The 25334-nt window shown below is 67.9% G+C and carries 26 protein-coding genes; 13 read left to right on the top strand and 13 right to left on the bottom strand.

All coding sequences use genetic code 11. The features are described 5' to 3' along the window. Window positions 1-48: 48 nt before the first annotated feature. From U5918_RS13640 to U5918_RS13625, 4 genes are all read left to right on the top strand, one after another. Complete coding sequence (locus U5918_RS13640) at window positions 49-1017, top strand: beta-ribofuranosylaminobenzene 5'-phosphate synthase family protein (RefSeq protein WP_336001930.1); 969 nt, start codon at window positions 49-51, stop codon at window positions 1015-1017. Between the two features lie 63 nt (window positions 1018-1080). Beyond that, window positions 1081-1917, top strand: a complete 837-nt coding sequence (locus U5918_RS13635) for an RAD55 family ATPase (RefSeq protein WP_336001929.1) — start codon at window positions 1081-1083, stop codon at window positions 1915-1917. A gap of 132 nt (window positions 1918-2049) precedes the next feature. Next, on the top strand, window positions 2050-2994 hold the full coding sequence (locus tag U5918_RS13630) for a hypothetical protein (protein WP_336001927.1): 945 nt from the start codon (window positions 2050-2052) through the stop codon (window positions 2992-2994). Continuing rightward, window positions 2987-3643 (top strand): DUF8135 domain-containing protein, encoded by a 657-nt coding sequence (locus tag U5918_RS13625; RefSeq protein ID WP_336001925.1) that lies wholly within the window; start codon window positions 2987-2989, stop codon window positions 3641-3643. The genes U5918_RS13630 and U5918_RS13625 overlap by 8 nt, the downstream gene beginning before the upstream one ends. 1 nt (window position 3644) lies before the next feature. Here the strand turns inward: U5918_RS13625 and U5918_RS13620 are convergent, their stop codons facing one another. Then, window positions 3645-4232: a response regulator transcription factor gene (locus U5918_RS13620; RefSeq protein WP_336001923.1), complete on the bottom strand. Its 588-nt coding sequence runs from the start codon at window positions 4230-4232 to the stop codon at window positions 3645-3647. A 127-nt stretch (window positions 4233-4359) separates the two neighbouring features. Between U5918_RS13620 and U5918_RS13615 the strand changes: the two genes are divergently transcribed. Both U5918_RS13615 and U5918_RS13610 read left to right on the top strand, forming a co-directional pair. After that, window positions 4360-5427 carry a sensor histidine kinase gene (locus tag U5918_RS13615; RefSeq protein WP_336001921.1) on the top strand — a complete coding sequence of 356 codons (1068 nt, stop codon included), beginning with the start codon at window positions 4360-4362 and terminating at the stop codon, window positions 5425-5427. A gap of 247 nt (window positions 5428-5674) precedes the next feature. Then, window positions 5675-5998 carry a transcription factor S gene (locus U5918_RS13610; protein WP_336001919.1) on the top strand — a complete coding sequence of 108 codons (324 nt, stop codon included), beginning with the start codon at window positions 5675-5677 and terminating at the stop codon, window positions 5996-5998. Window positions 5999-6040: 42 nt separating this feature from the next. Here U5918_RS13610 and U5918_RS13605 read toward each other — a convergent pair whose 3' ends face one another. The 3 genes from U5918_RS13605 to U5918_RS13595 form a co-directional block, all read right to left on the bottom strand. After that, window positions 6041-6352: a hypothetical protein gene (locus U5918_RS13605; RefSeq protein WP_336001917.1), complete on the bottom strand. Its 312-nt coding sequence runs from the start codon at window positions 6350-6352 to the stop codon at window positions 6041-6043. A gap of 188 nt (window positions 6353-6540) precedes the next feature. Beyond that, complete coding sequence (locus tag U5918_RS13600) at window positions 6541-7392, bottom strand: ZIP family metal transporter (protein WP_336001916.1); 852 nt, start codon at window positions 7390-7392, stop codon at window positions 6541-6543. 79 nt (window positions 7393-7471) lie between these two features. Further along, a complete protein-coding gene (locus tag U5918_RS13595) occupies window positions 7472-8164 on the bottom strand; it encodes an SDR family NAD(P)-dependent oxidoreductase (protein WP_336001915.1) in 693 nt (230 codons plus the stop codon). A gap of 111 nt (window positions 8165-8275) precedes the next feature. On the opposite strand from U5918_RS13595, the gene U5918_RS13590 reads away from it, so the two are divergent. From U5918_RS13590 to cruF, 3 genes are read left to right on the top strand one after another with little or no spacing between them, the layout of a single operon-like run. Continuing rightward, the gene (locus U5918_RS13590; protein ID WP_336001913.1) at window positions 8276-9844 is read left to right on the top strand and encodes a phytoene desaturase family protein; all 1569 of its coding nucleotides are present in this window, start codon (window positions 8276-8278) and stop codon (window positions 9842-9844) included. Beyond that, window positions 9841-10737 carry a prenyltransferase gene (locus U5918_RS13585; RefSeq protein WP_336001911.1) on the top strand — a complete coding sequence of 299 codons (897 nt, stop codon included), beginning with the start codon at window positions 9841-9843 and terminating at the stop codon, window positions 10735-10737. Before U5918_RS13590 ends, U5918_RS13585 begins: the two co-directional genes overlap by 4 nt. Continuing rightward, a complete protein-coding gene (gene cruF, locus U5918_RS13580) occupies window positions 10727-11581 on the top strand; it encodes a bisanhydrobacterioruberin hydratase (protein WP_336001909.1) in 855 nt (284 codons plus the stop codon). Before U5918_RS13585 ends, cruF begins: the two co-directional genes overlap by 11 nt. Before the next feature lie 646 nt (window positions 11582-12227). On the opposite strand, the gene U5918_RS13575 is transcribed toward cruF, so the two are convergent. From U5918_RS13575 to U5918_RS13560, 4 genes are all read right to left on the bottom strand, one after another. After that, window positions 12228-14015, bottom strand: coding sequence for an archaea-specific SMC-related protein (locus tag U5918_RS13575; protein ID WP_336001907.1), 1788 nt, complete (start codon window positions 14013-14015; stop codon window positions 12228-12230). Between the two features lies 1 nt (window position 14016). After that, the gene (rdfA, locus tag U5918_RS13570) at window positions 14017-14664 is read right to left on the bottom strand and encodes a rod-determining factor RdfA (protein ID WP_336001906.1); all 648 of its coding nucleotides are present in this window, start codon (window positions 14662-14664) and stop codon (window positions 14017-14019) included. An 88-nt stretch (window positions 14665-14752) separates the two neighbouring features. Next, the gene (locus U5918_RS13565) at window positions 14753-15979 is read right to left on the bottom strand and encodes a CaiB/BaiF CoA transferase family protein (protein ID WP_336001904.1); all 1227 of its coding nucleotides are present in this window, start codon (window positions 15977-15979) and stop codon (window positions 14753-14755) included. A gap of 2 nt (window positions 15980-15981) precedes the next feature. Further along, window positions 15982-17145, bottom strand: a complete 1164-nt coding sequence (locus tag U5918_RS13560) for an acyl-CoA dehydrogenase family protein (RefSeq protein WP_336001902.1) — start codon at window positions 17143-17145, stop codon at window positions 15982-15984. Between the two features lie 142 nt (window positions 17146-17287). Between U5918_RS13560 and U5918_RS13555 the strand changes: the two genes are divergently transcribed. Beyond that, window positions 17288-18421: an XdhC family protein gene (locus U5918_RS13555; protein WP_336001901.1), complete on the top strand. Its 1134-nt coding sequence runs from the start codon at window positions 17288-17290 to the stop codon at window positions 18419-18421. A gap of 90 nt (window positions 18422-18511) precedes the next feature. Here the strand turns inward: U5918_RS13555 and U5918_RS13550 are convergent, their stop codons facing one another. The 5 genes from U5918_RS13550 to U5918_RS13530 are packed head-to-tail and all read right to left on the bottom strand — an operon-like array spanning window position 18512 to window position 22880. Next, window positions 18512-19510 (bottom strand): aminopeptidase, encoded by a 999-nt coding sequence (locus tag U5918_RS13550; protein WP_336001900.1) that lies wholly within the window; start codon window positions 19508-19510, stop codon window positions 18512-18514. Continuing rightward, entirely contained in the window at window positions 19510-20211 is a 702-nt protein-coding gene (locus U5918_RS13545; RefSeq protein WP_336001899.1) for an ABC transporter ATP-binding protein, read from the bottom strand. The genes U5918_RS13550 and U5918_RS13545 overlap by 1 nt, the downstream gene beginning before the upstream one ends. After that, entirely contained in the window at window positions 20211-20957 is a 747-nt protein-coding gene (locus U5918_RS13540) for an ABC transporter ATP-binding protein (protein WP_336001898.1), read from the bottom strand. The genes U5918_RS13545 and U5918_RS13540 overlap by 1 nt, the downstream gene beginning before the upstream one ends. Continuing rightward, window positions 20950-22017 carry a branched-chain amino acid ABC transporter permease gene (locus U5918_RS13535; RefSeq protein WP_336001896.1) on the bottom strand — a complete coding sequence of 356 codons (1068 nt, stop codon included), beginning with the start codon at window positions 22015-22017 and terminating at the stop codon, window positions 20950-20952. The genes U5918_RS13540 and U5918_RS13535 overlap by 8 nt, the downstream gene beginning before the upstream one ends. Next, window positions 22014-22880 (bottom strand): branched-chain amino acid ABC transporter permease, encoded by an 867-nt coding sequence (locus U5918_RS13530; protein ID WP_336001894.1) that lies wholly within the window; start codon window positions 22878-22880, stop codon window positions 22014-22016. The genes U5918_RS13535 and U5918_RS13530 overlap by 4 nt, the downstream gene beginning before the upstream one ends. Before the next feature lie 350 nt (window positions 22881-23230). On the opposite strand from U5918_RS13530, the gene U5918_RS13525 reads away from it, so the two are divergent. From U5918_RS13525 to U5918_RS13515, 3 genes are read left to right on the top strand one after another with little or no spacing between them, the layout of a single operon-like run. Then, complete coding sequence (locus tag U5918_RS13525; protein WP_336001891.1) at window positions 23231-23620, top strand: cupin domain-containing protein; 390 nt, start codon at window positions 23231-23233, stop codon at window positions 23618-23620. Further along, window positions 23617-24762 carry an amidohydrolase family protein gene (locus tag U5918_RS13520; RefSeq protein WP_336001890.1) on the top strand — a complete coding sequence of 382 codons (1146 nt, stop codon included), beginning with the start codon at window positions 23617-23619 and terminating at the stop codon, window positions 24760-24762. Before U5918_RS13525 ends, U5918_RS13520 begins: the two co-directional genes overlap by 4 nt. After that, on the top strand, window positions 24759-25328 hold the full coding sequence (locus U5918_RS13515) for an amino acid synthesis family protein (protein ID WP_336001889.1): 570 nt from the start codon (window positions 24759-24761) through the stop codon (window positions 25326-25328). The genes U5918_RS13520 and U5918_RS13515 overlap by 4 nt, the downstream gene beginning before the upstream one ends. Window positions 25329-25334: the final 6 nt, after the last annotated feature.

Below are 25334 nucleotides of genomic sequence, written 5' to 3'. Positions count from 1 at the left end.
CCACTGGAACCCGCAACTGCAATGTCGGTCAGGCCGAAAGGACCAGCCATGACTGCACGCGCGGTCGCCGGGGCCCGCCTCCACTTCGGCTTCCAGAACCTCTCGCTGGCCCGCGAGCGCCTCTACGGCGGCGTCGGGGTCGCCCTCGAGGAGCCGCGGGTGGTCGTGGAAGCCGACCCCGCCGACACGGTCCACTGCGACGACGACCTCGTGGCCGCCCAGGCCAGGACGGCCGTCGACCTGCTGGAGGTTTCGGGAGCCGACGTGACCGTGACCGAGCGGCTCCCCCGCCACGTCGGGCTGGGCAGCGGGACGCAACTCGCGCTGGCGACGCTGGCGGCCGTCGCAGCCGCCCATGACCGCGAACCGTCCTTCCGCGAGCGCGCGCCGGCGATGGGCCGGGGCGGCCGCAGCGGCGTCGGCGTCGCCGTCGCCGAGCGCGGGGGATTCCTCGTCGACGGCGGGCACCCCACAGAGCTGTTCACGGCCGCGCCGCCCGCCGACGGCGAGTGGACGGTCCCGCCGGTGACCGCTCGCCACGAACTCCCGGACGACTGGCGCTTCGTCGTCGCAGTCCCCGACGTGTCGGCGGGGCGCAGCGGCGACCGCGAGGACGAGAGCATGCGCGCGGTCGTCGAGCGCGCCGATCCGGGGATCGCCGACGAGATCGGTGGCGTCCTCCTCAGGCGCGTGCTCCCGGCCGCCGCCGAGGGCGACCGGGCGACCTTCGGCGCGGGCGTCGCCACGCTCGGCCGCCTCAACGGCGCCTGGTACGCCGACGAACAGGGCGGCGTCTACCGCCCGCCGGCGGGCCGGATCGTCGACGAACTCTCCGATTGCCCGGCGATCACGGGCACCGGCCAGTCCTCGTGGGGGCCGGCGGTCTACGCGGTGACCGACGCGGCTCGGGCCGACGAGGCCCGCGCGGCCGCCCGCGACGCACTCGAATCGGTCGGCGTCGACGGCCGGGTCGTCGTCAGCGCACCCGCGGTGGACGGCATCCGGGTCGATTCCTGAGGGGACGTTTCGGCGGCCGAACCCGCCGCAAGTAGTAAAGCGGCGGGTCCGTTTGTGGGTGGCATGGACCGCATCCCCTTCGGTATCCGGCAGCTGGATACGATCATCGACGGGGGGGCACCGCCGGGCAGCGTCGTCCTGCTGTCGGGCGAGGCGGGGGCCGGCTCGCGAGAGTTCATGTACACGAGCGCCGTCCTGAACGGGCTGGCCACCGCCGACCGGGAACTCCACGACCTCTACTACGGAAATCTCGACGCGGAGGCCTCGGTGAGCGACGAGATCCACTACGTCTCCTTCACGGCCGACAGCGACCAGCTCTACCGGGAGATGGACCGGACCATGGACACAGAGATCGTCGAGTCGGGCTTCTCGTCGGTCTCGTTCGTCGACATGGCCGAGGCGTACTTCCACGCCAGTAGCGTCCCCCGGGACTGGTACGCCGAGGAGACCGGCCACATCCGGGACATGGCCGGCCGACACGACCGCGAGGACATCTTCGCCGCCCTCGGGCGGTACCTCAACGAACACGCCGCGGGCAACCTCGTCATCCTGGACTCGCTGTCGGACCTGATCAGCGCGATGGGGGAGGACCGGGACTGGTCGGACATCGTCTACCTCGTCAAGGGCCTCCAGAAGGCCGCCCACGCCTGGAACGGGCTGATCCTCGTCCACGTCAACCACGAGACGGTCACGCCCGAAGAGCACGGCCAGCTCGTCGACGCCGCCAACGGGACCATGATCTTCGAGTGGGAGCAGGGCGGCTCCGAGCGGGCACGCACCCTCGTGTTCAAGAAGTTCCGCGGCGTCCTCTCGCGGATCGAGGACGAGAACATCATCCGCTTCGAGACCGAGATCGGCGACGCCGGCTTCGACATCAGCGACGTCCGGAAGATCCGTTGACAGGTTTCCGGCACCGATCGCGCAGCGGCCCGCACTCGGCCGCGAGGCACGCTTTCAGTCGCCGTCCCGTTGTTTTACGAACTGATAAACTGTGGCAAACCCTTAACTGCCGAAGGTGACAACTGCGAGTAGATGGCCAGTGAGCCGACGGACGAGCCGGTGACGGTTTCGCTCCCGCCGGAGTTGGCGACGTGGATCGACGAGCAGGCCACGAGCCAGGGGAGCGACCGGGAGACCGTGCTGGCCCAGTTGCTGGCGGCCCACCGCGCCGCCGAGGAACTGGACGACGCCGACCCGGACTCGCTGGCGGACGCCATCGACGTCGAGACGGCCGTGCAGGACGCCCTCGGGGACCGCCTCCCCGAGATCGCAGAGGCCGTGGCCGAGCGACTCGACGTCGACGCGAAAGTGCAGGACGCGATCGAGGCGACCCTCCAGGAGGCACTCGACGACCGACTGGAAGACGTGGCCGAGACCGCCGCCGAGCGCGCGAGCGGGCGGGTCGACGACCGCCTCGACGAACGCCTCGGCGCGGTCGAGGACGACTTCATGGCCAAGATCACGGACGTGCGCGAGCGCGTCGTCCAGGTCAAGCGGGAGACCGACGCCAAAGCGCCCGCCGACCACGGCCACCCGGACCTGGCCGACGACGTCGACGAGGTGGCGGCCGACCTCGCGGAACTCGACGACGACGTCGACAGCCTCCGCGACCGACTCGACGCGCTGGCCGAGGACAGCGAGGCCCGCCTCGAGGACCTGGAGGGTTCGATGGCGGACGCCGAAGAGAAACTCAGGACCGTCGCCCACGTCGTCCGAGACCTGCGGAACGACACCCGGCGGAACTCGAAGCGGGCCGCCTCCGTCGAGGGGATCAAGCGCGCCGCCGCCGAACTCGACGTCGACCGGGCCAAATGCACGGTCTGTGGCGAGGGCGTCGAGATCGCCCTCATGACCGACCCCGAGTGTCCGCACTGCGAGGCCACCGTCACCGACGTCGAGCCCAAGGACAGCTTCTTCGGCAACCCCACGCTCGTGAAGGCCCAGGGGATCGCGGCCCCGGAGGACGACGATGCCTGACGACGAGGACGACGACCCCTTCGCCGACTTCGAGGCGCCCGAGGACGATCCCTTCGAGGACCTGGAAGGGCCGGCCGACGATACGGACGGCGACGACTTCGACGCCGTGGACCCCGACTCGACCGCCGAGTCGCCACCGGGCCGACTGCCCGACGACCCGTTCGATCGGGAAAGCGCGGCGGATCCCGGCGACCCCGGGGCAGTCGGGGAGCGTCCCGAGGACGGTACCGACCGGGACGGCGAAACCGCGGCGGGCGCGGCCGGCCCCGACGCCGACCCGGCGGACGCGGAACCGACCGACGACCCCTTCGCGTCGTTCTCGACGCCTCGGCAGGGGGAAGGGGACGACGACCCGTTCTGCGCCTTCGAGTCCGCGGGGGTCGAGGAGATCGACCACGACGCCGTCTGGGAGGACCTCCAGAATCGGGACGGCTCGGAGCCGGAGGACCGGGTCTACTCGGAGGTCTCGAAACACCGGTTCTGCGAGCGCTGCGAGCACTTCAGCGGGCCCCCGGAGGTCCGCTGTACCTACGACGGCGCGGCCATCGTCGAGTTCCTCGACGTGGAGACGGTCCGGTTGCTGAACTGTCCGATCGTCGCGGAACAGCGGGCGCTCGAAGAGCGCGGGACGGAACTGGGCGGGGAGTGAGTCACAGCGACGTGCGCGTTCCCCGGTCGACCGACCGGTGTGTCTCGACGATCTCCTCGAAATCGTCGACGGAATCCCGGAGTTCGTCGCTGAGTTTCACCGCGCGACGCTTGAGTCGCTGGAACTCCTCGTCGTTTTCCAGTTCGCTCGGCTGCAGTTCCGCCTCCAGGACCGAGAGTTTCGACAGCAGGCCGAAAAACTCCTCGAGCTTGGGATCGGTCGCGGTCCGTTCGAGGTGCTGGTCGAGCGTCTGCCGGAGCGTGTCCCTGTCCACCGGTTTACAGAGGTAGTCGTCGAAGTCCATCTCCAGGATGTTGAGGTCGGGGTCGACCGCGGTCACCATGATGACGGGCGCGGTGAAGCCCCGTTCGCGGAGGCGCTCGAGGACTTCGTCGCCGTGGATGTCCGGCATCCGGCGGTCGAGCAACACCGCGTCGGTGCTCGCGTCGGCCATCTCGAGGGCCGCCTCGCCCCCGTAGGCCAGCTCTGTGTCGTAGTCGTCCCTGAGCTTCAACGCGTAAGCTTCTGCGACGTCCTCCTCGTCGTCGACGACCAGAACCTTCGGCGCGGTGCTGAACTCGTGGGACACAGTGTCAGTCTCCCGTATCGGAGCCGCGTTCAAATACGTTCGGGCGATATCACCGTCCGAGCCACCGGCTCACGGTTCGTAACGGTCGACAGCTACTCCAAGGGGGTCGCCCAACTCCGGACGACGCATGGCCGAACGGGAGCGCCGGACCGAGGACACCTTGCTCACGGCCCACCCGGACCCCGTGGTCCAGTACGAGAAAGGGGCCGACGGAATCGTCGTCCGCTCTATCAACCCCGCGTTCCGCGAGACCTTCACCGTCGACGGCGCCGAGGTCTCGCTGCGGGCGACGCTGGCCGACGACGACGCCCTCGACGCCGTCGCCCGCGCCATCCAGTCGGGTGACCCCCTCGACCGGGAGACCGACTGCGACACCGCGAGTGGCGAACGCCGGTTCCGCCTGCGCAACGTCCCGACCGACGACGGCGGCTACCTCCTGTACACCGACCTCGGCGACCGCCCCGAGCGCGAGCGCGAACTGCAGGCCGAGGTCGACGAGCTCACCGAGCGGAACGAGCGCCTGGAGACCTTCGCGAGCGTCGTCTCCCACGACCTGCGCAACCCCATCGAGATCGCGGAGACGTACCTGGAGATGGCGCGGGAGGACGGCGACGACGAGCAGCTCGACCGGATCGCCGAGGCCTTAGAACGGATGCGGACGCTCGTCGAGGACGTGCTGGAACTGGCCCGCGACGGCCGAGTCATCGACGAGACCGAGCGCACGTCGCTCGAGGCCGTCGCCACCGACGCCTGGGCGGCCGTCGACTCGGGCCCCGCGACGCTCTCGGTCGAGAACGGCGACGCCACGCTCAGGGCCGACCCCGACCGCCTCTCGCAGGCGTTCGCGAACTGCTTTCGCAACGCCGTCGAGCACGGCTCGACGAGCCCTCCTTCGCAGGCTCAGGAGGACGCCGTCGAACACGGCGCAGCCGACCCCGCGATCCGTGTCGGACCGCTCGGCAACGCCGACGGCACGGGCTTTTTCGTCGAAGACGACGGCCCCGGCATCCCCGCCGATCGGCGCGAGGAGGTGCTCGAACCCGGCGTCACCACGGCCGACGACGGGACCGGACTCGGCCTCGCCATCGTCCAGCGAGTGGTCGAGGCCCACGACTGGACCGTGGCGGTGACGGAAAGCGAATCCGGCGGGGCACGGGTCGAGGTGCGCGGCATCGACTCGCTCCAGCCGCTCTGATCGGATCGTGCGACGGCGAGCCGGGTCGTCAGTATCAGTTGCCCACAGCGCAGCGCCGCGAGCGATGGAGTCCCGGCTTCGGAAAGCAGGTGCCTGGAGGGCCGACCGATCGCTCGGCGACGAACTGTTGGAAAAACTGATTAATAAACTATTATGTTCGAACTGATGGTTCGACGGCGAGCGCGACCGCGGTTGCAAAGACAAAAGGGGCGGAGTCGCAAATCTCGGAACAGACCGGAGAACTCCTATGCAATTCTGTGACGAGTGCGGTTCGATGATGCACGCGGACGGCGACGTGATGGTCTGTTCGTCCTGTGGGGCCGAGCAGGAAAAAGACGAGGCCGCCGCCGAGAAGTTCGTCTCTACCGAGGAACAGAGCGGGGACGAACTGATCGAGACCGAAGAGGGCGACAGCTTCGAGGGCAAACCGACGGCCGACGACGTGACCTGCGAGAAGTGCGGGCACGGCAAGGCCTGGTACACGATCAAACAGACCGGCTCGGCCGACGAACCGCCGACGCGCTTTTTCAAGTGCCAGGAGTGCGGCAACCGCTGGCGCGAGTACAACTGAATCCGGCCGCGTGCCACCGGAACGACGGAGCTCGGCGCCGAACTAGTTGACGCCCGTCCAGGAACAGGACAGACAACCGAACAGCCCCTGGCCGTTTATCGTCTCGCCGCCGCAGGACGGACAGGCGAAGCGGCCGCCGTCGGTGACGATGACCTTCTCGGCGTCCTCCCCCGTGGCGTCGGTCGTCGGCTCCTCGGTCGACTCGGCCTCGGCGTCGTTCCGGAGGGTGCTCGCCAGTTTCGGGTGACAGTCGGCACAGACCCAGCGCTGCTCGCGGTGGGTCACCGTCTCGCCGATCGCGCGGTGTCTCCAGACGTGCAGTACGTCGTCTTCACAGCTGTCGCATTCTACCATGCTTACCTCCACGTGTGTCCCGGCATAGTAAAAATCTTCCCCTGAATGTACAGCAATAGCCCCCAGAATAGATATATTTTCCTTATATTCTCCCGGACACCGCTACGGACGTGACTTTTTGCCAGGGGAGCGTGTGAAAATGCAAGATTCGCGGGCGAGCGAGCGGCGAGAACCGGCCGATCGTCCCCTCAGGCGCCGACGGCGAGCCACGCAGCGAAGACGGCGAGGCCGCCCAGCGAGGTGCTGACGACGGCGTGGATCCGGAGGCGGTCGAGCAGTTCGTGGGCGTGGTCGGAGACCTGCGCGACCTCGCCGACCTCACCGCCGACCTCACAGCGGGGGAGAAAGTCCATAGCGACGTGGAGGAACAGGCCGGCGGCGAAGCCGAAGACGGCGGCGTTGATCGCCGGGATCGCGGGGAGGTCGAGCAACGCCGTCGGGATGGCCGTGATGCCGACGCCTGACGCGGGAAAGAGGATGACCGACGCCGAGCGGTCGGCGTTCGCCAGCCGACGCGCGGCCGCGTAGCCGGCCGGCCCCTTGTGCGAGACGATGGCCAGCCCTAGCAGGAGGCCCAGTTCCGGCATCGCGCCGTAGACGAGGCCGATGATCGCGCCCGCGGAGAGCGCGTGGGCCGACAGCTGGACGGCCGTGTCGTCGAACGCGGCGTTGAGGTGCGAGAGCCGGTGACCCAGAACGTGCGAGCCGAAGCCGACGACGATGCCGGCAGCGATGCCGAACCCGCCGATCCGCGGGTCGAAGCCCATCGCCTGCGGCACGAGGAAGACCGCCGCGCTCGTGATCATCGCGCCGCTGGCCAGCCCGTAGCCCCACACCAGCCGCGTCGCGCTCGCGCTCTCGGCCGCGCGCACGCCGAGCGGGATCGACCCCGCCATCGCCGCGAACGCGACCCACGCGATCACCAGCACCTTCCCGAGGTCCGCCATCACCGCGAGCCCCGAGAGCGCGATCAGCGCGACCACACCGACCAGTCCCGCCAGCGACGGGCGCGCTCGTCGGTTAATAACACCAGTGCTCATATTATTATGGCCTTGTTGGAAGAGGTGCGATGGCGCCAATAAATCCTCCGATCCGGCGAACGCGACGCTCGCGAGCGTGTCAGCGGGTGGCTCGCTTCCACGTCGCCAGGTCCAGGATCGCACCGTCGAGGTCGGCCTCGGGTGCCGCCGTCGCCGCCCAGCGGAACATCGGGGCGACCTCGGCCGGGTCGCGCCCGTGCTCGTCGGTCAGGTCGGTCGCCACGACGCCGGGGTCGACGACGCCGACCGACTGGTCGAGGTCGGCGGCGAACCCCCGAGCCACGGCCTCGGCGGTCGCCTTCGAGACCGCGTAGGAGCCGTAGCCCGGTTCGGCCTCGCGGGCCACGTGTCCGGAGCTGACGAGCACGCGTGCGTCCGGCGCGAGGTGGGGCAGCGACTCGCGAATCGTCGTGAACACGCCCCGACCGTTCGTCCGCAGGTGATCGTCGAAGGCGGCGTAGGACTCCCCGGACAGGGGCGTCTCGCCCGGCGTCCCGTGGTAGACGCCGGCGTTCGCGACGACGACGTCGATGGCTCCGTTCTCGCGGGCCGCGGTCTCCATTGCCCGCTCCACGTCGAACTCGTCGCGGACGTCCGCCCGTTGCGTGGTCACCGATCCGGCTGCGGATTCCAGGGCAGCGGCCAGGTCCTCCAGATCGTCCGCGGTTCGGGCGCAGGCGAGGACGTGAGCCCCCGCGTCGACGAACTCGCGAGTGACGGCGGCCCCGATACCCCTGCTCGCACCCGTGACGACGGCGTTCGTCCCGTCCATCGCCTTCCAGTTGGATCGGCAGCCCCATCCCGGTTTCTATCGTGTGAACCCTTGGCGAACCATACTGGTCAGCCCGCCCTTTTATTCTCCGTCCGGTCTCTAGTTTCCCCAATGAGTTCGCTCGCTGGAACGGCGGTCGACGTCGTCGGTGGAGGGTTCGGGGGACTGTCGACGGCGTGTTACCTGGCCGACGCCGGCGCCGACGTGCGAGTGCTCGAGAAAAACGAGCAACTGGGCGGTCGCGCCAGCCGGCTCGAAGTCGAGGGGTTTCGCTTCGACATGGGCCCGTCGTGGTACCTGATGCCCGACGTCTTCGAGCGCTTCTTCGGCCAATTCGGCCGCTCCCCCTCGGACTACTACGACCTGGAGCGACTGGACCCGCACTACCGAATCTTCTTCAAGGACGGCGAGGCGCGAAGCGCCGCGACCGATTCGAGCGGGCAGGGCCCGCGAGAACACGGCGAGCGGGTCGACGTCTCCGCGGACCGCGAGGAGGTCCGCGAGCTGTTTGCCTCCCTGGAAGACGGCGGCGGCGAGGCCTTCGACGCCTACCTCGAGGAGAGCAAGCGGAACTACGAGCTCGCCATGGAGAACTTCGTCTACGAGGACCGCCCGCGGCTGCGCGACTGGGTGGATCTGGACGTGATGCGGGCCGCGCCGGTCGGCCTCAAGCTCCTGGGGAACATGCAGGGCCACGTCGCGGACTACTTCGAGAACCCCAAGCTCCAGCAGATCATGCAGTACACCCTCGTGTTCCTCGGCGGCGCGCCGCACAACACCCCCGCGCTCTACAACATGATGAGCCACGTCGACTTCAACCTCGGCGTCCACTACCCACGCGGGAAGGGCGACCGCGACAACGGCATCGGCGCTGTAGTCGACGCCGTCGTCGACCTTGGCACGGAACTCGGCGTCGAGTACGTCACCGGCACGGAGGTCGCCGAGATCACCCGCCGGAAGGAGGGCTTCCTCGTCGCGACCGAGAGCGGAGACGAGTATCATCCCGATCTCGTAGTGAGCGACGCCGACTACGCCCACACCGAGCAGGAACTCCTCCCCGAACACGAGCGCCAGTACGACGCCGACTACTGGGACTCGAAGACCTACGCGCCCTCCGCCTTTCTCCTCTATCTGGGCGTCGAGGGCGACCTCGACGAACTCGCCCACCACACACTGGTCCTGCCCGAGGACTGGGACCCCCACTTCGAGCAGATCTTCGACGAACCGGCCTGGCCGGACGATCCGGCGTACTACTGCTGCGTCCCCTCCGAGACCGACGCGTCGACGGTCCCCGACGGCGACACCGACGCGTACGGAAATCTGTTCGTCCTCGTGCCCATCGCGCCCGACCTCGACGACGACGAGACCACCCGGCAGCGCTACCGCGATCAGGTGCTCGCCGACCTCGCCGAGAACACCGGCGTCGACCTCCGGGACCGCATCGCCGTCGAGGAGCGATTTTCGGTGTCGGAGTTCGCCGACCGCTACAACTCGATCCAGGGGACCGCGCTGGGGCTGGCCCACACCCTCCGGCAGACCTCGCTGTTGCGCCCGCCACACCGCTCGTCGGCCGTCGACGGGCTCTACTTCACCGGCTCGTTCACCACCCCCGGGATCGGCGTCCCGATGTGTCTGATCAGCGGCGAACACGCCGCCAACGCCGTGCTCGCGGACAGATGAGCGACGGCGCCGTCCGCTCCCGACTCGAATCGGTCGCCAGCCATCTCCCCTCCCAGGAGAGTCGCACTGGCTATCTCTTCTGGCTCTCCCGGCCGCGCTTCTGGCTCTACCTGGGCGGGCCAGTCATCGTCGGCACGACCTACGCCGCCGGGAGCGTCGCGGAACTGTTTGCCCCCGTCGCCGTCCTCCTGCTCGCGTACTTCACCGTGCCCGCGAACGTCTTCCTCTACGGGGTCAACGACGCCTTCGACGCCGACGTGGACGAGGCAAATCCCAAGAAAGACGACCAGGAGGTCCGCTTCCGGGACGACGGCTGGGTCCGGCTGGCCGTCGTCCTGAGCGGCGCCCTCGGCGTCCCGTTCGCCCTCTCGCTCCCGCCGGTGGCGACCGGCGTGCTGGCCCTGTGGTTCTTCCTCGCCGTCGAGTACAGCGCGCCCCCGCTGCGGTTCAAGACCACGCCGCTGCTGGATTCGGTGTCGAACGGCCTGTACGTCCTGCCCGGCGTGATCGCCTTCACCGCCGTCGCCGGCACCTTGCCCCCGCTGGCGGCCATCGCGGCCGGCTGGCTCTGGACTATGGGGATGCACACCTTCTCGGCCATCCCGGACATCGAACCCGACCGCGAGGCGGGGATCCGGACCACCGCGACCGCGCTCGGGAAGCGTCGCACCTACTACTACTGCGCGGCCTGCTGGCTGGCGGCGGCCGTCGCCTTCTCGCTCGTCCACGTCGGCTTCGGCGCCCTGTTGCTCGCCTACCCCGTCCTCGTCTTCGGCATCGCCTTCGCCCAGATCGACGTCGACGACGCCTACTGGTGGTACCCCGCGATCAACACGCTGATCGGCATGGCGATGACCCTCGGCGGCCTCTGGGTGCTCGTCTATGGCGGCTGAGCCCGCCGCGCGCGACCGGATCGAGGCCCGCCTCGACCGACTCGTCCGCGAGAACCGCTTCACCATCGCCGTCGTCTTCCCCGTCGTCGGGGCGATCACGCTCCTGGCCAGCGCCGAGTCGCTGCTGCCCGGCCCGCTCAACTTCAACCCATATCTCGTGCTCTTTGGCACACTCGTCATGCGACTCCCACTGATCGCCGGCGTCGCACCGCTGCTCGACCGGCGCGCGACCGCCGCCCTGCTCGCCCTGACCGCCTACTCCTACGGGATCGAGTACGTGGGCGTGACGACCGGCTGGCCCTACGGCGCCTTCGAGTACGGCGTCGACCTCGGCCCGATGCTGCTCGGCGCCGTGCCCGTCGGCCTCCCCGTCTTCTTCTTCCCGCTCGTGCTCAACAGCTACCTGCTCTGTCTGCTCCTGCTGGGCGACCGCGCCGGCCGCTGGGCGATCCGCCTCCCGGTCGTGATCGCCACGGTCCTGCTCGTGGACCTCGTCCTCGACCCCGGAGCCGTGGCGCTCGGGTTCTGGGCCTACGACGCCGGCGGCGTCTACTACGGCGTCCCGTGGTCGAACTACCTCGGGTGGATCCTCTCGGCGACCGTGGCCGTCGGCCTGTTCGACCTCGCGTTCGACTGGCAGGCGCTGGTCGACCGCGTCAACGACTGCGCGTTCATGCTCGACGACCTCGTGAGCTTCGTGATCCTCTGGGGCGCGATCAACGCCGCCTTCGGGAACTGGATTCCGGTCGCGCTCGCGGGACTCCTCTTCGCCGGCCTGATCCGGATCGACCGGTTCGACTTCGCGGTCCTGCGAACCCTCCCCGTCGGCCGGGAGCACCGGTAGGTGTATCAAATTTACTGGATAGATATAATTTTTATATGTTTAGCGATATCTACGGTTCTGGAGCGATATCAGTACGGGATAACAGCCCTCTCCAACTCGACGGTTTAGCGCTGGTTAGCTGCGCTAAAACCCGTTCAGAGATCCCCATTCCTCCCGACCCGCGGCCAGAGTGCGTCGGCCGAACAGGCATACCCGAGTTCCGAGTCTAAGCCCTCGAAGGACCGATATTTCCCCAGTCCGCCGTCGATCAGCCGATCCCCTGGCTGCGTCCAGCTATCGGCCTCGCCCGAGCCATAGGTTTTCAGGTATGTATCCACACTTGCAGTATATCTATCGTGTTTCGGCGACCGCCGTCACGACGTGCGGTGGGCGCAACGTATATGTCGTCGGCCGGCAAATGGTCGTATGCGCTAGCTGAGCGCATGGAAACTGAATACACCGTGGGTGTCGCAGCGGACGCCACCGGACGACTCCGTCATCCCTCGGACCGTCCATCGTTAACCATGGTCGTCCTGTACCGACCACCCCGGCTTTCGTGACCCGACCAGTGAGCAGTGGCTCGCGAGAAGGGGGGCCTCGCGCTTTCAGCAGCCGTTTCGGGGGCGTCGTCGACCGAACGCAGAATGTCGCTCGATGGCCGGGCCGTTCAGGTCGGCGTCGTCGGCGAGACGACCGACCACTCCCGGGGATCGATCGTGTTCGCCTCGAACGAGGTGGTCTCCGGGTAGGTCGTGAAGACCAGGAATTCGACGCGATCCTCGAGGTACTGGATGAGCGTCTGCAGGTTCTGGTCGGCCAGCCCGCCGAGCCCGTCGAGCAGCATGGCGGGGACGTCCTCGGTGACCTCGAACGCCTCGTACCCCGCCAGCGCGGCGACGATGCCCAGCAGTTCCAGTTCGCCCTCGCTCAGCGCGTCCAGGCTCGCCTCGCGGCCGTCCCGGGCGACGACGAGCTCGAACTCCGAGGTGAGCCGGACCATCTCGAAGCCGACGTCGAACTTCGCGAGGATGTCCTGGATGGCGTCGTCGAAGGCCTCCCGCGTCCGGCGTTTGATCGCCGCCTTCCGGTCGCGCAGTCGGTGGATCTCGTCGGTCAACTCGTCCCGCTCGGCTTCGAGCGTGTCGCGCTGGTCCGCCCGCGACTCGAGGGTCTCCAGTTCCTCCCGCGCCTCTTCGAGGCGCGTCTCCGTGTACTTGATCTCGCTCTCGACGTCGGTCAGTTCGGCGTCCTCGGCCTCGACGACCGCCGAGAGTTCGTCGATCCGGCTCTCGAGTTCCTCGTCGCGCTGTCGGGCCTGTTCGAGGCTCGTCTCGCGCTCTTCGAGCGTCGACTCGAGGCGCGCGATCTCGTCTTCGAGATCGGACTCGCGGCGTTTCGCCCGCTTTACCTCCTCCTGGCGCTCCTGCAGGTCGGTGACGTCGTTCCGGTACTCCTTCGCCTCCGACCGGAGATCCGAGATGCGCTCGCCGAGGTCGTCGAGGTGGTCCTCCACGTCCCCCTTGCTCGTCTTCGAGCCACAGGTCCAGCACCGGACCGTGTCCTCGATGAGGTCCCGGTCGACGTCCGTGATCAGGTCCATCCGGTCCTCGTCGATGAGTCGCTTCGTCGGCGCGAACACCGACTGCAGCAGTTCCGCGTCCTGCTCGACTCTGGTGAGTCGCTCCTTGCGCTCTGCGATCCGGCTCGCCAGGTCCTCGTCTTCCTCCGGGATCTCTAGCCCGTCGAGTTCCGCGCGCTTCTCGTCGAGTTTCTCGGCCGTCCGCTCGACGGTCTGCTCGAGCCGCTCGATGCGCTGCTGAACCGAGTCGCGTTCGGCCTTCGCGTCGCTCAGTTCGTCGCGCCGGTCGGAGACCGACTCCTCGTCCGGACTCCCCTCCCGGATGGCCTCGCGCCGTTCGTTCAACTCCTCCAGGTCGTCCTCCAGCCGTCGGATCGTCGCCTGCGTGTCCGGGAGTTGCTCGGCCGCCTCCTCGGCCCGTTCGAGTTCGGTCTCGACCTGGTCTCGCTCCCCGCTGAGTTCGGCGATCTGCTCGTCGATGTTCTCGAAGTCCAGCGGGCGCGTGAGCACGGACTCGAGGTTGTCGTCTCTCCGGACGGCCTCGCGGACGTCGTTGTCGTCGTCGAGGAAGGCGTACAGTGACGCGGTCACCCGCTCTTTCTCCGAGTCGAGGTACGGCTCACCCGACCGAAGGACCGCCTCCCCGTCGCGATCGAGTTCGACCCGGTAGGTTTCCCCGTCGGCCTGCAGTTCGACCGCGCCGGACGCCTCGCCCTCGGTCAGGACCGCCTCCGTCCCCATCACCGTCTCGACGGCGGTGACGAAGCTGGATTTCCCCTGCCAGTTGGTCCCGCGCACGGCGTTGATTCCGGGTTCGAGCGACGCGCGACCCGAACGGATGCCGGCGATGTTCTGGAATTCGAGCTCCCAGGACATCTCAGCTCTCCACCTCCACCGACGGCGCTTTCGGGAAGTGGTCCTTGCAGACGAACCCGCGCTCGACCGCGTCGTCGACCGGGATCCTGATCGGGCAGTCCGGGCAGGAGAGGAGGATCTGGATCTCGATCTCGGCGGTGTCGCCCTCGGGCAGCACGTCCTTCGTGTCGAGCGAGGACAGCGCCTCCCGGACCTTGGATCGAGTGATGTTCTTCGCCACCTCGAGACTGCGCCGCTCCCAGTCAGATTCGGAGTCCTCGACCTCCTTCTCGCCGTCGAGACAGGAGTTGAGGTGATCGCGCATCGTGCTCCAGGACACCATGTCGCTTCGCACCCGCTCGGGATCGACGCCGTCGGCCCGGAGGTCGTCCATCACCTCCTCACGGAGGAGGTCGTCGTCGCCGGTCAGCGCCTGGTAGTCGCTGCTCACCCGCGTCCCCGTCGTGTCCCGCCCGTGTTCGTCGTAGACGGACTTGAGCAGCCGCTTGTTGAACCACTCCGTGAGGGTGCGGTACCCGTCGGGGTCGCGGCCGTCCGCACCAGTCCAGCGAGTCAGCAGCCGCTCGTCGACCGTGCCGTACCGGCCCTCTGAGGCGTCGAGGCCGTACCGCTCGGCGACGATTTCGATCTTGCACTGGGTCTGGGTCATTGCCGAATTTTACGCGGGTATAAACTATAAACTTGGCTATTATGTCGGTTGCGAGTCATTCGTAGACCGTCCGAAACCGGTCACAGGTTTACAGCGCGTCGGCTTCACGCAGCCGTTCGATCGCCGCCGCCGAGTAGCCGAGTTCCCGCAGGATGGCCTCGGTCTGCTCGCCCAGTTCCGGCGGGTACTGCCTGATCGACGTCGGGGTCCGCGAGAAGTGCATCGGACTCCCCGCCATCTCCACCTCGCCGGCAGTGGGGTGCGAGACGGTCCGGTGCATCTCCCTGGCATCGACCTGCGGGTTGTCGAACACTTCCGCCATGTCCTTGACGTCCGAAGCCGGCACGTCGTGGTCCTCGAACCGGTCCAGGATCTCTGCGGTCTCGTACGCCGAGAGCTCGGCCTCGAGGATCGGGTCGAGGTCGTCCCGGTTCTCGACGCGGTCGGCGTTCGTCTCGAAGCGCTCGTCCGCCGCGAGGTCGGGACGGTCGAGCGCCTCACAGAAGCGCGGCCAGATGTTCTCCGAGGCCACCGCCACGACCACGTAGCCGTCGGCCGTCGGGAACGCCTGGTAGGGGGAGATCGTCGGGTGTTTGCTCCCCATCCGCCCCGGCGACTCGCCCGTCGCGAAGTAGTTCGACGCCATGTAGGTCATCCAGGCGACCTGGCCGTCCAGCAGGCTCACGTCGACCTTCTGTCCCTGTCCGTCGCCGAGTTCCCGCTCCAGGAGCGCGGCGAGGATCGCCTGCGCGGCGTACATCCCCGCACCGATGTCGGCGATGGCCACCCCGACTCTGACGGGCGGCCCGTCCTCCGCACCGGTGATCGACATCATGCCGCCCTCGGCCTGCATGATGATGTCGTAGGCCGGGCGGTCGCGGTCCGGGCCCCACTCGCCGTAGCCCGACAGCGAGCAGTAGATCAGTTCGGGGTTGTCCTCGCGGAGGTCCTCGTAGCCCAGGCCCCACTGCTCCATCTGGCCGACGCGGAAGTTCTCGACGACCACGTCGGCCTTCTCGGCGAGTTCGCGGAACAGGTCGCGTCCGTCCTCGCTGGCGAGGTTGAGCGTGATCGAGCGCTTGTTCCGGTTGACGCTCATGTAGTAGGCGCTCTCCTCGCTGTCGCCGTAGGTCGGCGGGTGCCAGCCACGCGTCTGGTCGCCCCCGTCGGGGCGTTCGACCTTGACGACGTCCGCACCGAGGTCCCCGAGTTGCATCGTGCAGAACGGGCCGACCAGCACCCGCGAGGCGTCGAGCACCGTCAGCCCGTCGAGCGGCCCCGTGTCGGTCTCGGCCTCTCTGGCTTCTCCCACCATGGTTACTGGTAGGCGGCGAGCCCGGTGAGGTCCTCGCCCAGGATGAGGGTGTGGATGTCGTGCGTGCCCTCGTAGGTATAGACCGTCTCCAGATTGGCCATGTGACGCATGGGCGAGTAGTCCGCCGTGATGCCGTTGCCGCCGAGCATCTCGCGGGCGATGCGGGACTCGTCACGGGCCATGCGGACGTTGTTGCGCTTTGCCATCGAGACGTGCTGGGGGCGCATCTCGCCGCGCTCTTTCAGGTCCGCGAGCCGGTGTGCCAGGAGTTGCGCCAGGGTGATCTGGGTGGCCATCTCGGCGAGTTTCTGTTGCTGGAGCTGGAACCGGCCGATCGGGCCGCCGAACTGGTCGCGGTCTTTGGCGTACTGCCGCGCGGTCTCGAAGCAGTCCCGCGCGGCGCCGATAGCGCCCCAGGCGATGCCGTAGCGGGCCTGCGTGAGGCATCCGAGGGGTCCGCCCATGCCCTCTGCACCTGGCAGGAGGTTCTCCTCGGGCACGAAGACGTCGTTCAGGCCGATCTCGCCCGTGATAGAGGCCCGCAGCGAAAGCTTCTCGGAGATCTTGTTCGTGGAGACGCCGTCGCGGTCAGTTTCGACCAAAAAGCCCCGGACCGGCGTATCGGGGTCGGTACGGTCACGCGCCCAGACGATCGCCACGTCCGAAATCGGTGAGTTCGTGATCCACGTCTTCGACCCGTTCAGGAGATAGCCGCCGTCGGCTTCCTCGGCACGGGTCTCCATGGCGGTGGGGTTCGAGCCGTGTTCGGGCTCTGTGAGGCCGAAGCAGCCGACCGCTTCGCCGGAACCGAGTTTGGGGAGCCACTCCTCTTTCTGTTCCTCCGAACCGTAGGCGTGGATGGGGTACATGACGAGCGCGCCCTGCACGGACGCCATCGAGCGCAGGCCCGAGTCGCAGGCTTCCAGTTCCTGCATCAGGAGTCCATACGCCGTCTCCGAGACGTTGGGCGAGCCGTAGCCCTCCAGATTCGGGGCGTAAAAGCCCATCTCGCCCATCTCGGGGATCAGGTCTTTGGGGAAGGTGCCCTCGATCCAGTGCTCGCCGATGTCGGGGCGTACGTTCTCGTCGACGAACTCGCAGGCCGTGTCCCGGATCATCCGTTCCTCTGCGGACACGTCCGACTCCACGTCGAAGTAGTCGAGCATGCCACCTCCTTGCGTTGGACCGGTTATAATGATGGTGGATACCACGCTGCGTTCTCACCAGTTTTTCGGGATCCGTCGCCCCTCGCGCGTCGACGCCGGCGTGGGGAAAACGCTTACAGTTCGGGAGTGCGACTTCTCGGTAATGACGGACAGCAGGTGGAGCGTTCCCGAGTCAACGGTGTACGCCAGGGCTCGCGAACTGCTCGAAGCGGGCGAACCGGCGGTCCTCGCGACCGTGATCGGCGTCGAGGGGAACGCCTACCGGCGGCCCGGCGCGAAGATGCTCGTCACCCCCGAGGGCGACGGCGTCGGCAGCGTCACCGCGGGGTGTCTGGAGGACCAGATCAACCGCATCGCGGCCGACGTCCTCGAGAGCGGGCGGCCGCGCGTCGAGACCTACGACATGATGGAGGACGACGAGGACGTCTGGGGGCTCGGCGTCGGCTGTAACGGGATCATCGACGTCCTCCTCGAACCGCTGACCGCGGACCAACGGTCGGCCCTCGACGCCGTGGCAGCGAACGACCCCGTCGGCGTCGTCACGGTCCTCGACGGCGACGTCCCCACCTGGAGCCGGACCGACTACCGCCCGGGCGAGGGGTTCGCCGACGACGCTGACGCGCCGGCGTGGCTCCGCGACGCCGTCGAACCCGAGGTGCGGGAGCATCTCGACCGGGAACGCAGCGGCGTCGTCCGCGTCGAGACCGACGACGGGTGGGCCGAGGTGTTCGTCGACGCGCTCACACCCGCCCCGAAACTCGTCGTCGTCGGCTCCGGACACGACGTGGGTCCCGTCGTCGAACTGGCCGCGAACGTCGACTTCCGCGTCCACGTCGTCGGCTTCCGCGGCACCACCGGCCCGGACCAGTTCCCCGCCGCCGACGCCGTACGGTCGACCTCGCCGGCGCAGATCCGCGACGTCGAGTCCTTCGACGAGAACACCTACGTCGTCGTCATGACCCACAACTTCGTCGACGACCGGCTCGCACTGGAGGAACTGCTCGACGTCCCGGTCCCCTACGTCGGGCTCATGGGCCCGCGCGAGCGCTTCGAGGAACTGGTCGCGGCGATGGCCGACGACGAGACCGCCGCGACGCCGACCGACGACGATCTGGAGCGGATCTACACGCCCATCGGCCTCGACCTGGGCGGCGGCACGCCCTACGGGATCGCACACAGCATCGTCGCCGAACTCCTGGCCGTCGCGAACGACCGGGACCCGAAGCACCTCTCGGAACGGGACGGAGCGATCCACGGCCGGTCCGCGGCCGAATAAGCGCGGCGCTCCGGCTAGAACTGTTGACTTCGCACTTCGCGGTATTTGGTGCAGAAAACGAACGACGAGCGGTGGCTGGCGGTCTCCGAGTCAGTCCCGGATTTCGTCTGCGAGTTCCAGGATGCCCTCGACGTCGAGGGTCCCCTCGTCGAGGACGACCGTGCCGTCGAGTTCGACGGTCGGGTCGAGGACGAGTCCGTCGAAGTGGATCTCGCTCTCGAGCGTGCCGCCCAGACTCGTGTCGTCGCCGATGGCGAAGTGCACGGTCCCGGCTTTCTTCTTGTCCTCGGCGAGGTTACCGATGAGTCGCGCGTCGGGATTGGTCCCGATAGCGAACTCGGCGAGGTTGCCGGCGTTCTCGCCGGCCGCGTCGACGATCTCACGGAGCTCGTCGGCTTCACTGCCGCCCGCGATGCCGGTGAGCGTCCCCGCTTCGAAGGTGAGCTCGATCGGGTCGTCCAGGTGGCCGATGTTGTCCATCGAGTAGTCGATGACGACGGTGCCGTCGGTGCCGGACTTCTTCTGCGGGCAGGTCGGCGACTCCCCGCCGGGCAGCGCCGAGAAGCCGTAGTCGTGGAAGTAGCCGTCGAGCGAGAAGGCCGAGCTCCCGTCCAGGTTGAGGTGCATGTCGGTCCCGGCAGGACTCGTGACGTGGGCCTCGCTGGCGGCGTCGAGCACGTCGCGCGTGGCGCCGGTGACTTCCTTGAGGCGCTGGTAGTCGGTGTTCATCCCGCCCTCGATCAGCATGTCCTCGGTGACCCCACGGAGGACGACGACGCGCGTGCCGGCGTCCGACGCCGCCAGCCGGGACTGGGTGTGGGTGATGGCGTGGGTCGTCGCCGTGAAGGCCACGTCGGCTTCCTTCATCGCGGCGGCGACGGGTCCCGGCGGTTCGTTCCCGTGGGCGTCCAGTCGCGGCATGATCGAGAGGGTCGCGTTCGCGCCCGTCGAGCGCGCCGCGTTGGTGATGGCGCGCCCGACGCTGACCTTCTCGGGGTCGGAGATGACGAGCACCTCCTCGTCGGCCGTGACGGTTGCCAGTTCTTCGACGATGCGTCGCGAGATCGGACTGAGTTCGAGGTCTATCATTAGATACCAACTCCGAGGTACTTTTCGAGGATCGTTTCGTCGTCGCGCAGGTCCGCGGGCGTCGCCTGCTCGTGGATCCGGCCGTTGTCCATCAGGTAGATCCGGTCGGCGATGTCGAGCACCAGGTCGACGTTCTGTTCGACGATGACGATGCTGTACCCCGAGTCGGCGATCTCCTCGGTGATATCGGCGATCTCGGGGATCAGCGAGGGCATCAGCCCCTCGGTGGGCTCGTCCATCAGGACGAGCTTCGGGTCGCGCATCAGTGCGCGGGCCATCGCCACCATCTGCTGTTCGCCGCCGGAGAGGGTCCCCGCCTTCTGGTGCATGCGCTCCTCGACGCGGGGGAACCGATCGAAGATCTCCGCCATGATCGTCTCGTCGCGCTTGGCCGTCCCGAGCCCCATCGTCAGGTTCTCCTCGACGGTCAGCTCCGGGAACATACCCCGGTCCTGGGGGACGTAGCCGATCCCCCGGTTGGCGATCGAGCTCGGCGAGTCGCCGGAGACGACCTCGCCCTCGAAGCGTACGGTGCCGGATTGCGGCGGCGTCAGGCCGATGACGGACTTCATGGTCGTGGTCTTGCCGACGCCGTTGCGGCCCAGCAGTGCGACCACCTCGTCGGCCCCGGCCTCGAAGCTCACGTCGTGGAGGATGTGGCTCTTGCCGTAGAACGTGTTGATGGAGTCGACTTCGAGCATCAGTACTCCCTCCCGAAGTAGACTTCTTGCACCTGTTCGTTCGCCTTGATCTCGGCCGGCGATCCCTCGGCGATGATCTCGCCGTGGTGGAGCACGGTCAGGTTGTCGACCAGTTCCATCACCAGGTCCATGTCGTGTTCGATGAGCATGATCGTAATCTCCCCGCGGAGTTCCTCGAGCAGGTCGACCACGGTCCGGGTCTCGCTGGCCGAGAGCCCCGCGGCCGGTTCGTCCAGCAGTAGCAGTTCCGGATCGCCCGCCAGCGCCAGCGCCATCTCGAGGACCTTCTGGTCCCCGTGGGAGAGGTTCTCCGCCGTCTCCTCGGCGTGTTCGGCCAGCCCGACGCGGTCGAGGATGTCCATCGCGCGTGCGATTCCGTCCTCGTCGTCGCCGTACCGTTCGAGCGGGCTCAGGAACCGCTTTTGCCCGTTGAGCGCGCCGAGGACGTTCTCCGTGACCGTGAGTTCGGGGAAGATGCTCGTGATCTGGAACGCGAGCGCCATCCCGCGGGAGGTGATCTTGTGCGGCGGCATGTGCGTGATCTCCTCCTCGTTGAACCAGATCTCGCCCGAGGTGGGTTCGAGCATCCCCGAGAGCATGTTGAAGACGGTCGTCTTCCCGGCGCCGTTCGGGCCGATCAGGCCGCGGATCTCGCCCTCGTAGATCTCGAGGTCGACGTCGTTGACGGCCACCAGCTGGCCGAACTTGCGGGTCAGGCCGTCCGTCCGGAGGACGGTCTCATTCATCGGTCGTCACCTCCTGGGCCGGGTTGGGATCGGCGTCGGGTTCGGGCGACGACTCCTCGTCGTCCGACCCGGACAGCAGGCCGCGGTCGCCCAGGGCGTCGCGGATCCGGTCGAACATCCCGACCAGGCCCTCGGGCTCGAAGATCACCGTGAACAGCAGGAGTCCACCGATGATCAGCGGGTAGGCGTCAGTGAACCCGCTCACGAAGTTCGAGGCGCCCTCGATCAGGATCGCCCCGAAGATGGCACCGATCAGCGTCGCGCGGCCGCCGACCAGCGTGAAGATCACCGCGTCGCCGGAGACGATGAGGCTGAAGTGCGACGCGCTCACGAAGCCGGTGACGTACATGCTCAGCACGCCCGCCAGGCCGGCGAAGGCCCCGCTGACGCTGAAGGCGATCAGCTTGTAGGTGGTGACGTTGTAGCCGAGCATCTTCGCGCGCTGTTCGTTGTCGCGGATCATCCGGAAGACGAGACCGATCGGCGAGTTCACGAGCCGGTTCATGGCCAGCAGCGACACGGCGACCACTGCCAGGACGAAGAAGTACCTGAACATCGGGTCGAACATCGTGAACTCCCCGAGGGCCGGGACGGTGAATTCGGGGAGCATGACGCTGACCCCGTCGGTACCGCCGGTGATCGCCGTCATGCTCACCGCGGCGAGGTTCGCGATCAGCACGATCAGGATCGTGACGATGACGAACCCGTGTGAACTGACCCGGATGGCGATGAGGCCGATGCCGACGGCGATGATCGCGGTGAGGATGAATCCGACGAGCATGGCGGTGAGGATGCCCTGCCCGTGGTCCTGGATCGCGAAGGTGGCCGCGTAGGCGCCCACGCCGTAGAAGACGGCGTGGCCGAACGTCAACAGCCCCGTGTAGCCGTATATCAGGTCGAACGAGGCACCGTACAGCCCCAGCGCGAGGATCGACGCCGCCAGGAACAACAGGAAGTTCCCGACGGTGAAGGGGAAGATCACGGCGATGATCGCGAGGACGATCAAGCCGCCGTGTTTCGCCGTTAGCGTGCCCAGCGGCGTCTCGAAGGTGCGGCTCATGCGGACGCACCCCGGAAGATGCCGTCGGGACGAATCAACACGAACGAGATCATGAGCGCGAAGGTCAGGATGCGCGCTTCGACTGGCGTCATGAATAGGGTACTAACGTTCTCGACGAGTGCGTATATCAGGCTGGCGACGAGGACGCCACGCAGGGAGCCCAGGCCGCCGACGATCACGACCATGAAGGCCACCGCGAGGATGTCGAGCCCCATCAGGTGGCCCACGCTGACGATCGGCGCCAGCAACACGCCGGCCAGCGCCGCGAGGAACGCGCCGAGGCCGAACGTGAAGACGTACACCTTCGAGGTGGGGATCCCCAGCGCGCTGGCGGTCTCGCGGTCCTGACGGACGCCCCGCATCCAGGTCCCGTACCGGGTCCGGAAGAGGAACAGGTACAGACAGGCCATCAGGAAGATCGAGACCACGCCGACGACCAGCCGGTACAGCGAGTAGGAGATGCCGGCGTACGAGACCGTGCCGGCGATGGGCGCCGACACCGAGCGGGTGCCGGGGCCGAACGTCATCAGCGCCAGCTGGTCGAACATCAACAGGAGCCCGAACGTCGCGATCAGCGTAATCGTGAGGTCGTCCTCGATGGGCCGGAGGATCCCGCGTTCGACGGTCATCCCGATCGCACCCACGGCGAGGGGCGCGATCAACAGCGCCGCGGCGAAGCTCCCGGTGGCGTCGATGGCGAACCAGCCGATGACGGCACCGAGCATGTACAGCGAGCCGTGGGCCATGTTGACGATCTCGAGCAACCCGTAGATCAGGTTGAGCCCGAGCGCGATCAGCGCCACGATTAGCCCCCAGGTGACGCCGTTCAGGATCGCCACCGCGAGGTCACTTTCCAGCGCCATTCTAGTAGGTGCCAGCGGGCGATGGGCCCGCCACGCGAATCCCCGCCGACGACGGGCGAGTTCTCGACGGAAGTTCGCGGCCTCGTCCACGTACGCGGCACCTGCTCGTGACACACCTGCCAGTGGGATGCACTCTCATGACTTGATCGAGTAGTTTCAACGCCGGTGGTATAAAGGTTGCTGGAAGCGCAGGTCAACTGAACGGTCCCGGCCGCCCTCGGCCGGGTTCGGCCGACCGACGCCGCCACCGTCGGTACCGGCCGGTGCACGGACAAGCTATATATCCCGTCTCCCGAAACGTCGCCCCGTGGTATGAGTTACCAATACAGTTTCGACGAGGGCGATCGACCGTGACCGACGACACAGACGCGGGGATCGTCGTCCGGGACACCGCCGACCTCCCCCGATTCGGGGGCGGCGAGTTCGCCAGCCAGATCGTCGCCGACGAGACCGTCGGCGTCGAGAACGTGAGCGTCGGCGTCGTCACCTTCGAACCGGGCGCCGAAGGCTCGCGACACGTGCGCGAGGTCGAGGAGATCGTCTACGTCCTCGAGGGCGAGGCGGAGATCGTCACCGACGAGGAGACCCACGGTCTCACCGCGGGCCAGGCGGCCGTGATCCCCCCGGGCGTCCATCACAGGCACGTCAACGTCGGGTCCGGACCGCTCCGGAAGCTCTGGATCTTCGCACCCCAGGGCCCGGAGGAAGCGATCCGCGATCGGGAGGTGCAGGAGTCGTGAGCACGCTCGTCACGAACCTGGGCCGTGTCGTCACCGGTCGCCTCGAGGAACCGGTGATCGACGTCGAGTCGGTCTATCTGGAAGACGGCGAGATCCGGGAACTGGGCGCCACGACGACGACAGCGGACGAGACGATCGACGCGAGCGGTCTCACCTTGACGCCCGGACTGATCGACTCGCACGTCCACCCGGTGTTCGGCGACTACACGCCCCGGCAACGGACGCTCGGCTGGTGCGAGAGCTACCTGCACGGCGGGATCACCTCGATGATCTCGAACGGGGAACCGCACCTCCCCGGCCGGCCGGACGACGTCGAGAGCGCGAAATCGCTCGCCACGCTCGCCCGGAAGTCCCTCGCCAACGAGCGCCCGGGCGGCGTCAAAGTACGGGGCGGCACGCTGATCCTCGACGGCGAGATGACCGAGGCCGACGTCGAGGACGTCCATCAAGAAGGCGTCGAGCGCCTGAAGTTCCTGATGCCGGTCGAGGACCGCGAACGCGCCCGGAACCTCGTCGCCTGGGGCCACGAGCGGGACATGATCGTCCTGATGCACTGCGGCGGCACGAGCCTCCCCGGCGTGAAGTCGACCGACGCCGAGATGTTCGTCGACGTCGGCCCCGATATCGCCGCCCACGTCAACGGCGGCCCGACGCCCGTCCCCGACGACGAGGTGGCGAAACTGGTCACCGAGACCGACATCGTCCTCGACCTGGTGCTGGCGGGCAACCAGCGCGTCGCCGTCGACGTGCTGGAGATGGCCGCCGACCGGGACGAACTCGACCGCGTCCAGCTGGGCACCGACACCCCCTCTGGAACGGGCGTGACCCCGCTGGGCGTCCTGCTGGAGGCCGCGACGCTCTGTGGGATGACCGAGGTCGCCCCCGAGGAGATCCTCTGTCTCGCCACCGGCACCACGGCCCGACACCACGGCCTCGACACCGGCCGGATCGAGACTGGCCGACCGGCGGACCTGACGCTGATGGGACCGCCGAAGGGGAGTCAGGCCGAGACGGCGCTCGAGGCACTGGACGCCGGCACCTACCCGGCGATCGACGCCGTACTCGTCGACGGGGACGTCCTGGTCGACGGGAGCCGGAACACCGCCCCCGCGAAGACGACCGCGACCATCGACCAGTCATGACCGACCCAACGATCAGAACGCAGACGGTGATCGAATCGACGACCTACCGCGACGGCGAGCGAGCGCTCGCCGACCCGGTCACGAAGGCGGCCGCGGCGGCCGTGATCGACAACCCCTACGCCGGTGAGTGGCAGGAGGACCTGTCGCTGCTCACCGAGTGGGGCGCAGACCTGGGCGGGCGGCTCGCAACGGCGGCCGTGGACAGGCTCGGTGGCCCGGAGACGGTCGAAGGCTACGGGAAGGGCGGGATCGTCGGCACCGAGGGCGAACTCGAACACGTCGCGGCGATGCTCCACCCCGAACTCGGGACGCCGCTGCGGGAAGCGGTCGGCGGCGGCGAGGCCATCATCCCCAGCGCGAAGAAACGCGGCGGCCCCGGGACCTGCCTCGACGTCCCGACCCACTACAAGGACGAGGCCTACGTCCGGACCCACTACGACGCGATGCCGGTCCGGATCGAGGACGCGCCCGCGGCCGACGAACTCGTCTTGATCGTCGTCGCGACCGACGGCGGCCGACCGCACCCGCGTATCGGTGGGCTGCAAATCGACGAACTCGAGGACTGAGCGGGC

It is taken from the genome of Halorientalis sp. LT38, assembly GCF_037031225.1.
Taxonomy (GTDB): domain Archaea; phylum Halobacteriota; class Halobacteria; order Halobacteriales; family Haloarculaceae; genus Halorientalis; species Halorientalis halophila.
This window is presented reverse-complemented; position numbering and strand designations above follow the sequence as displayed.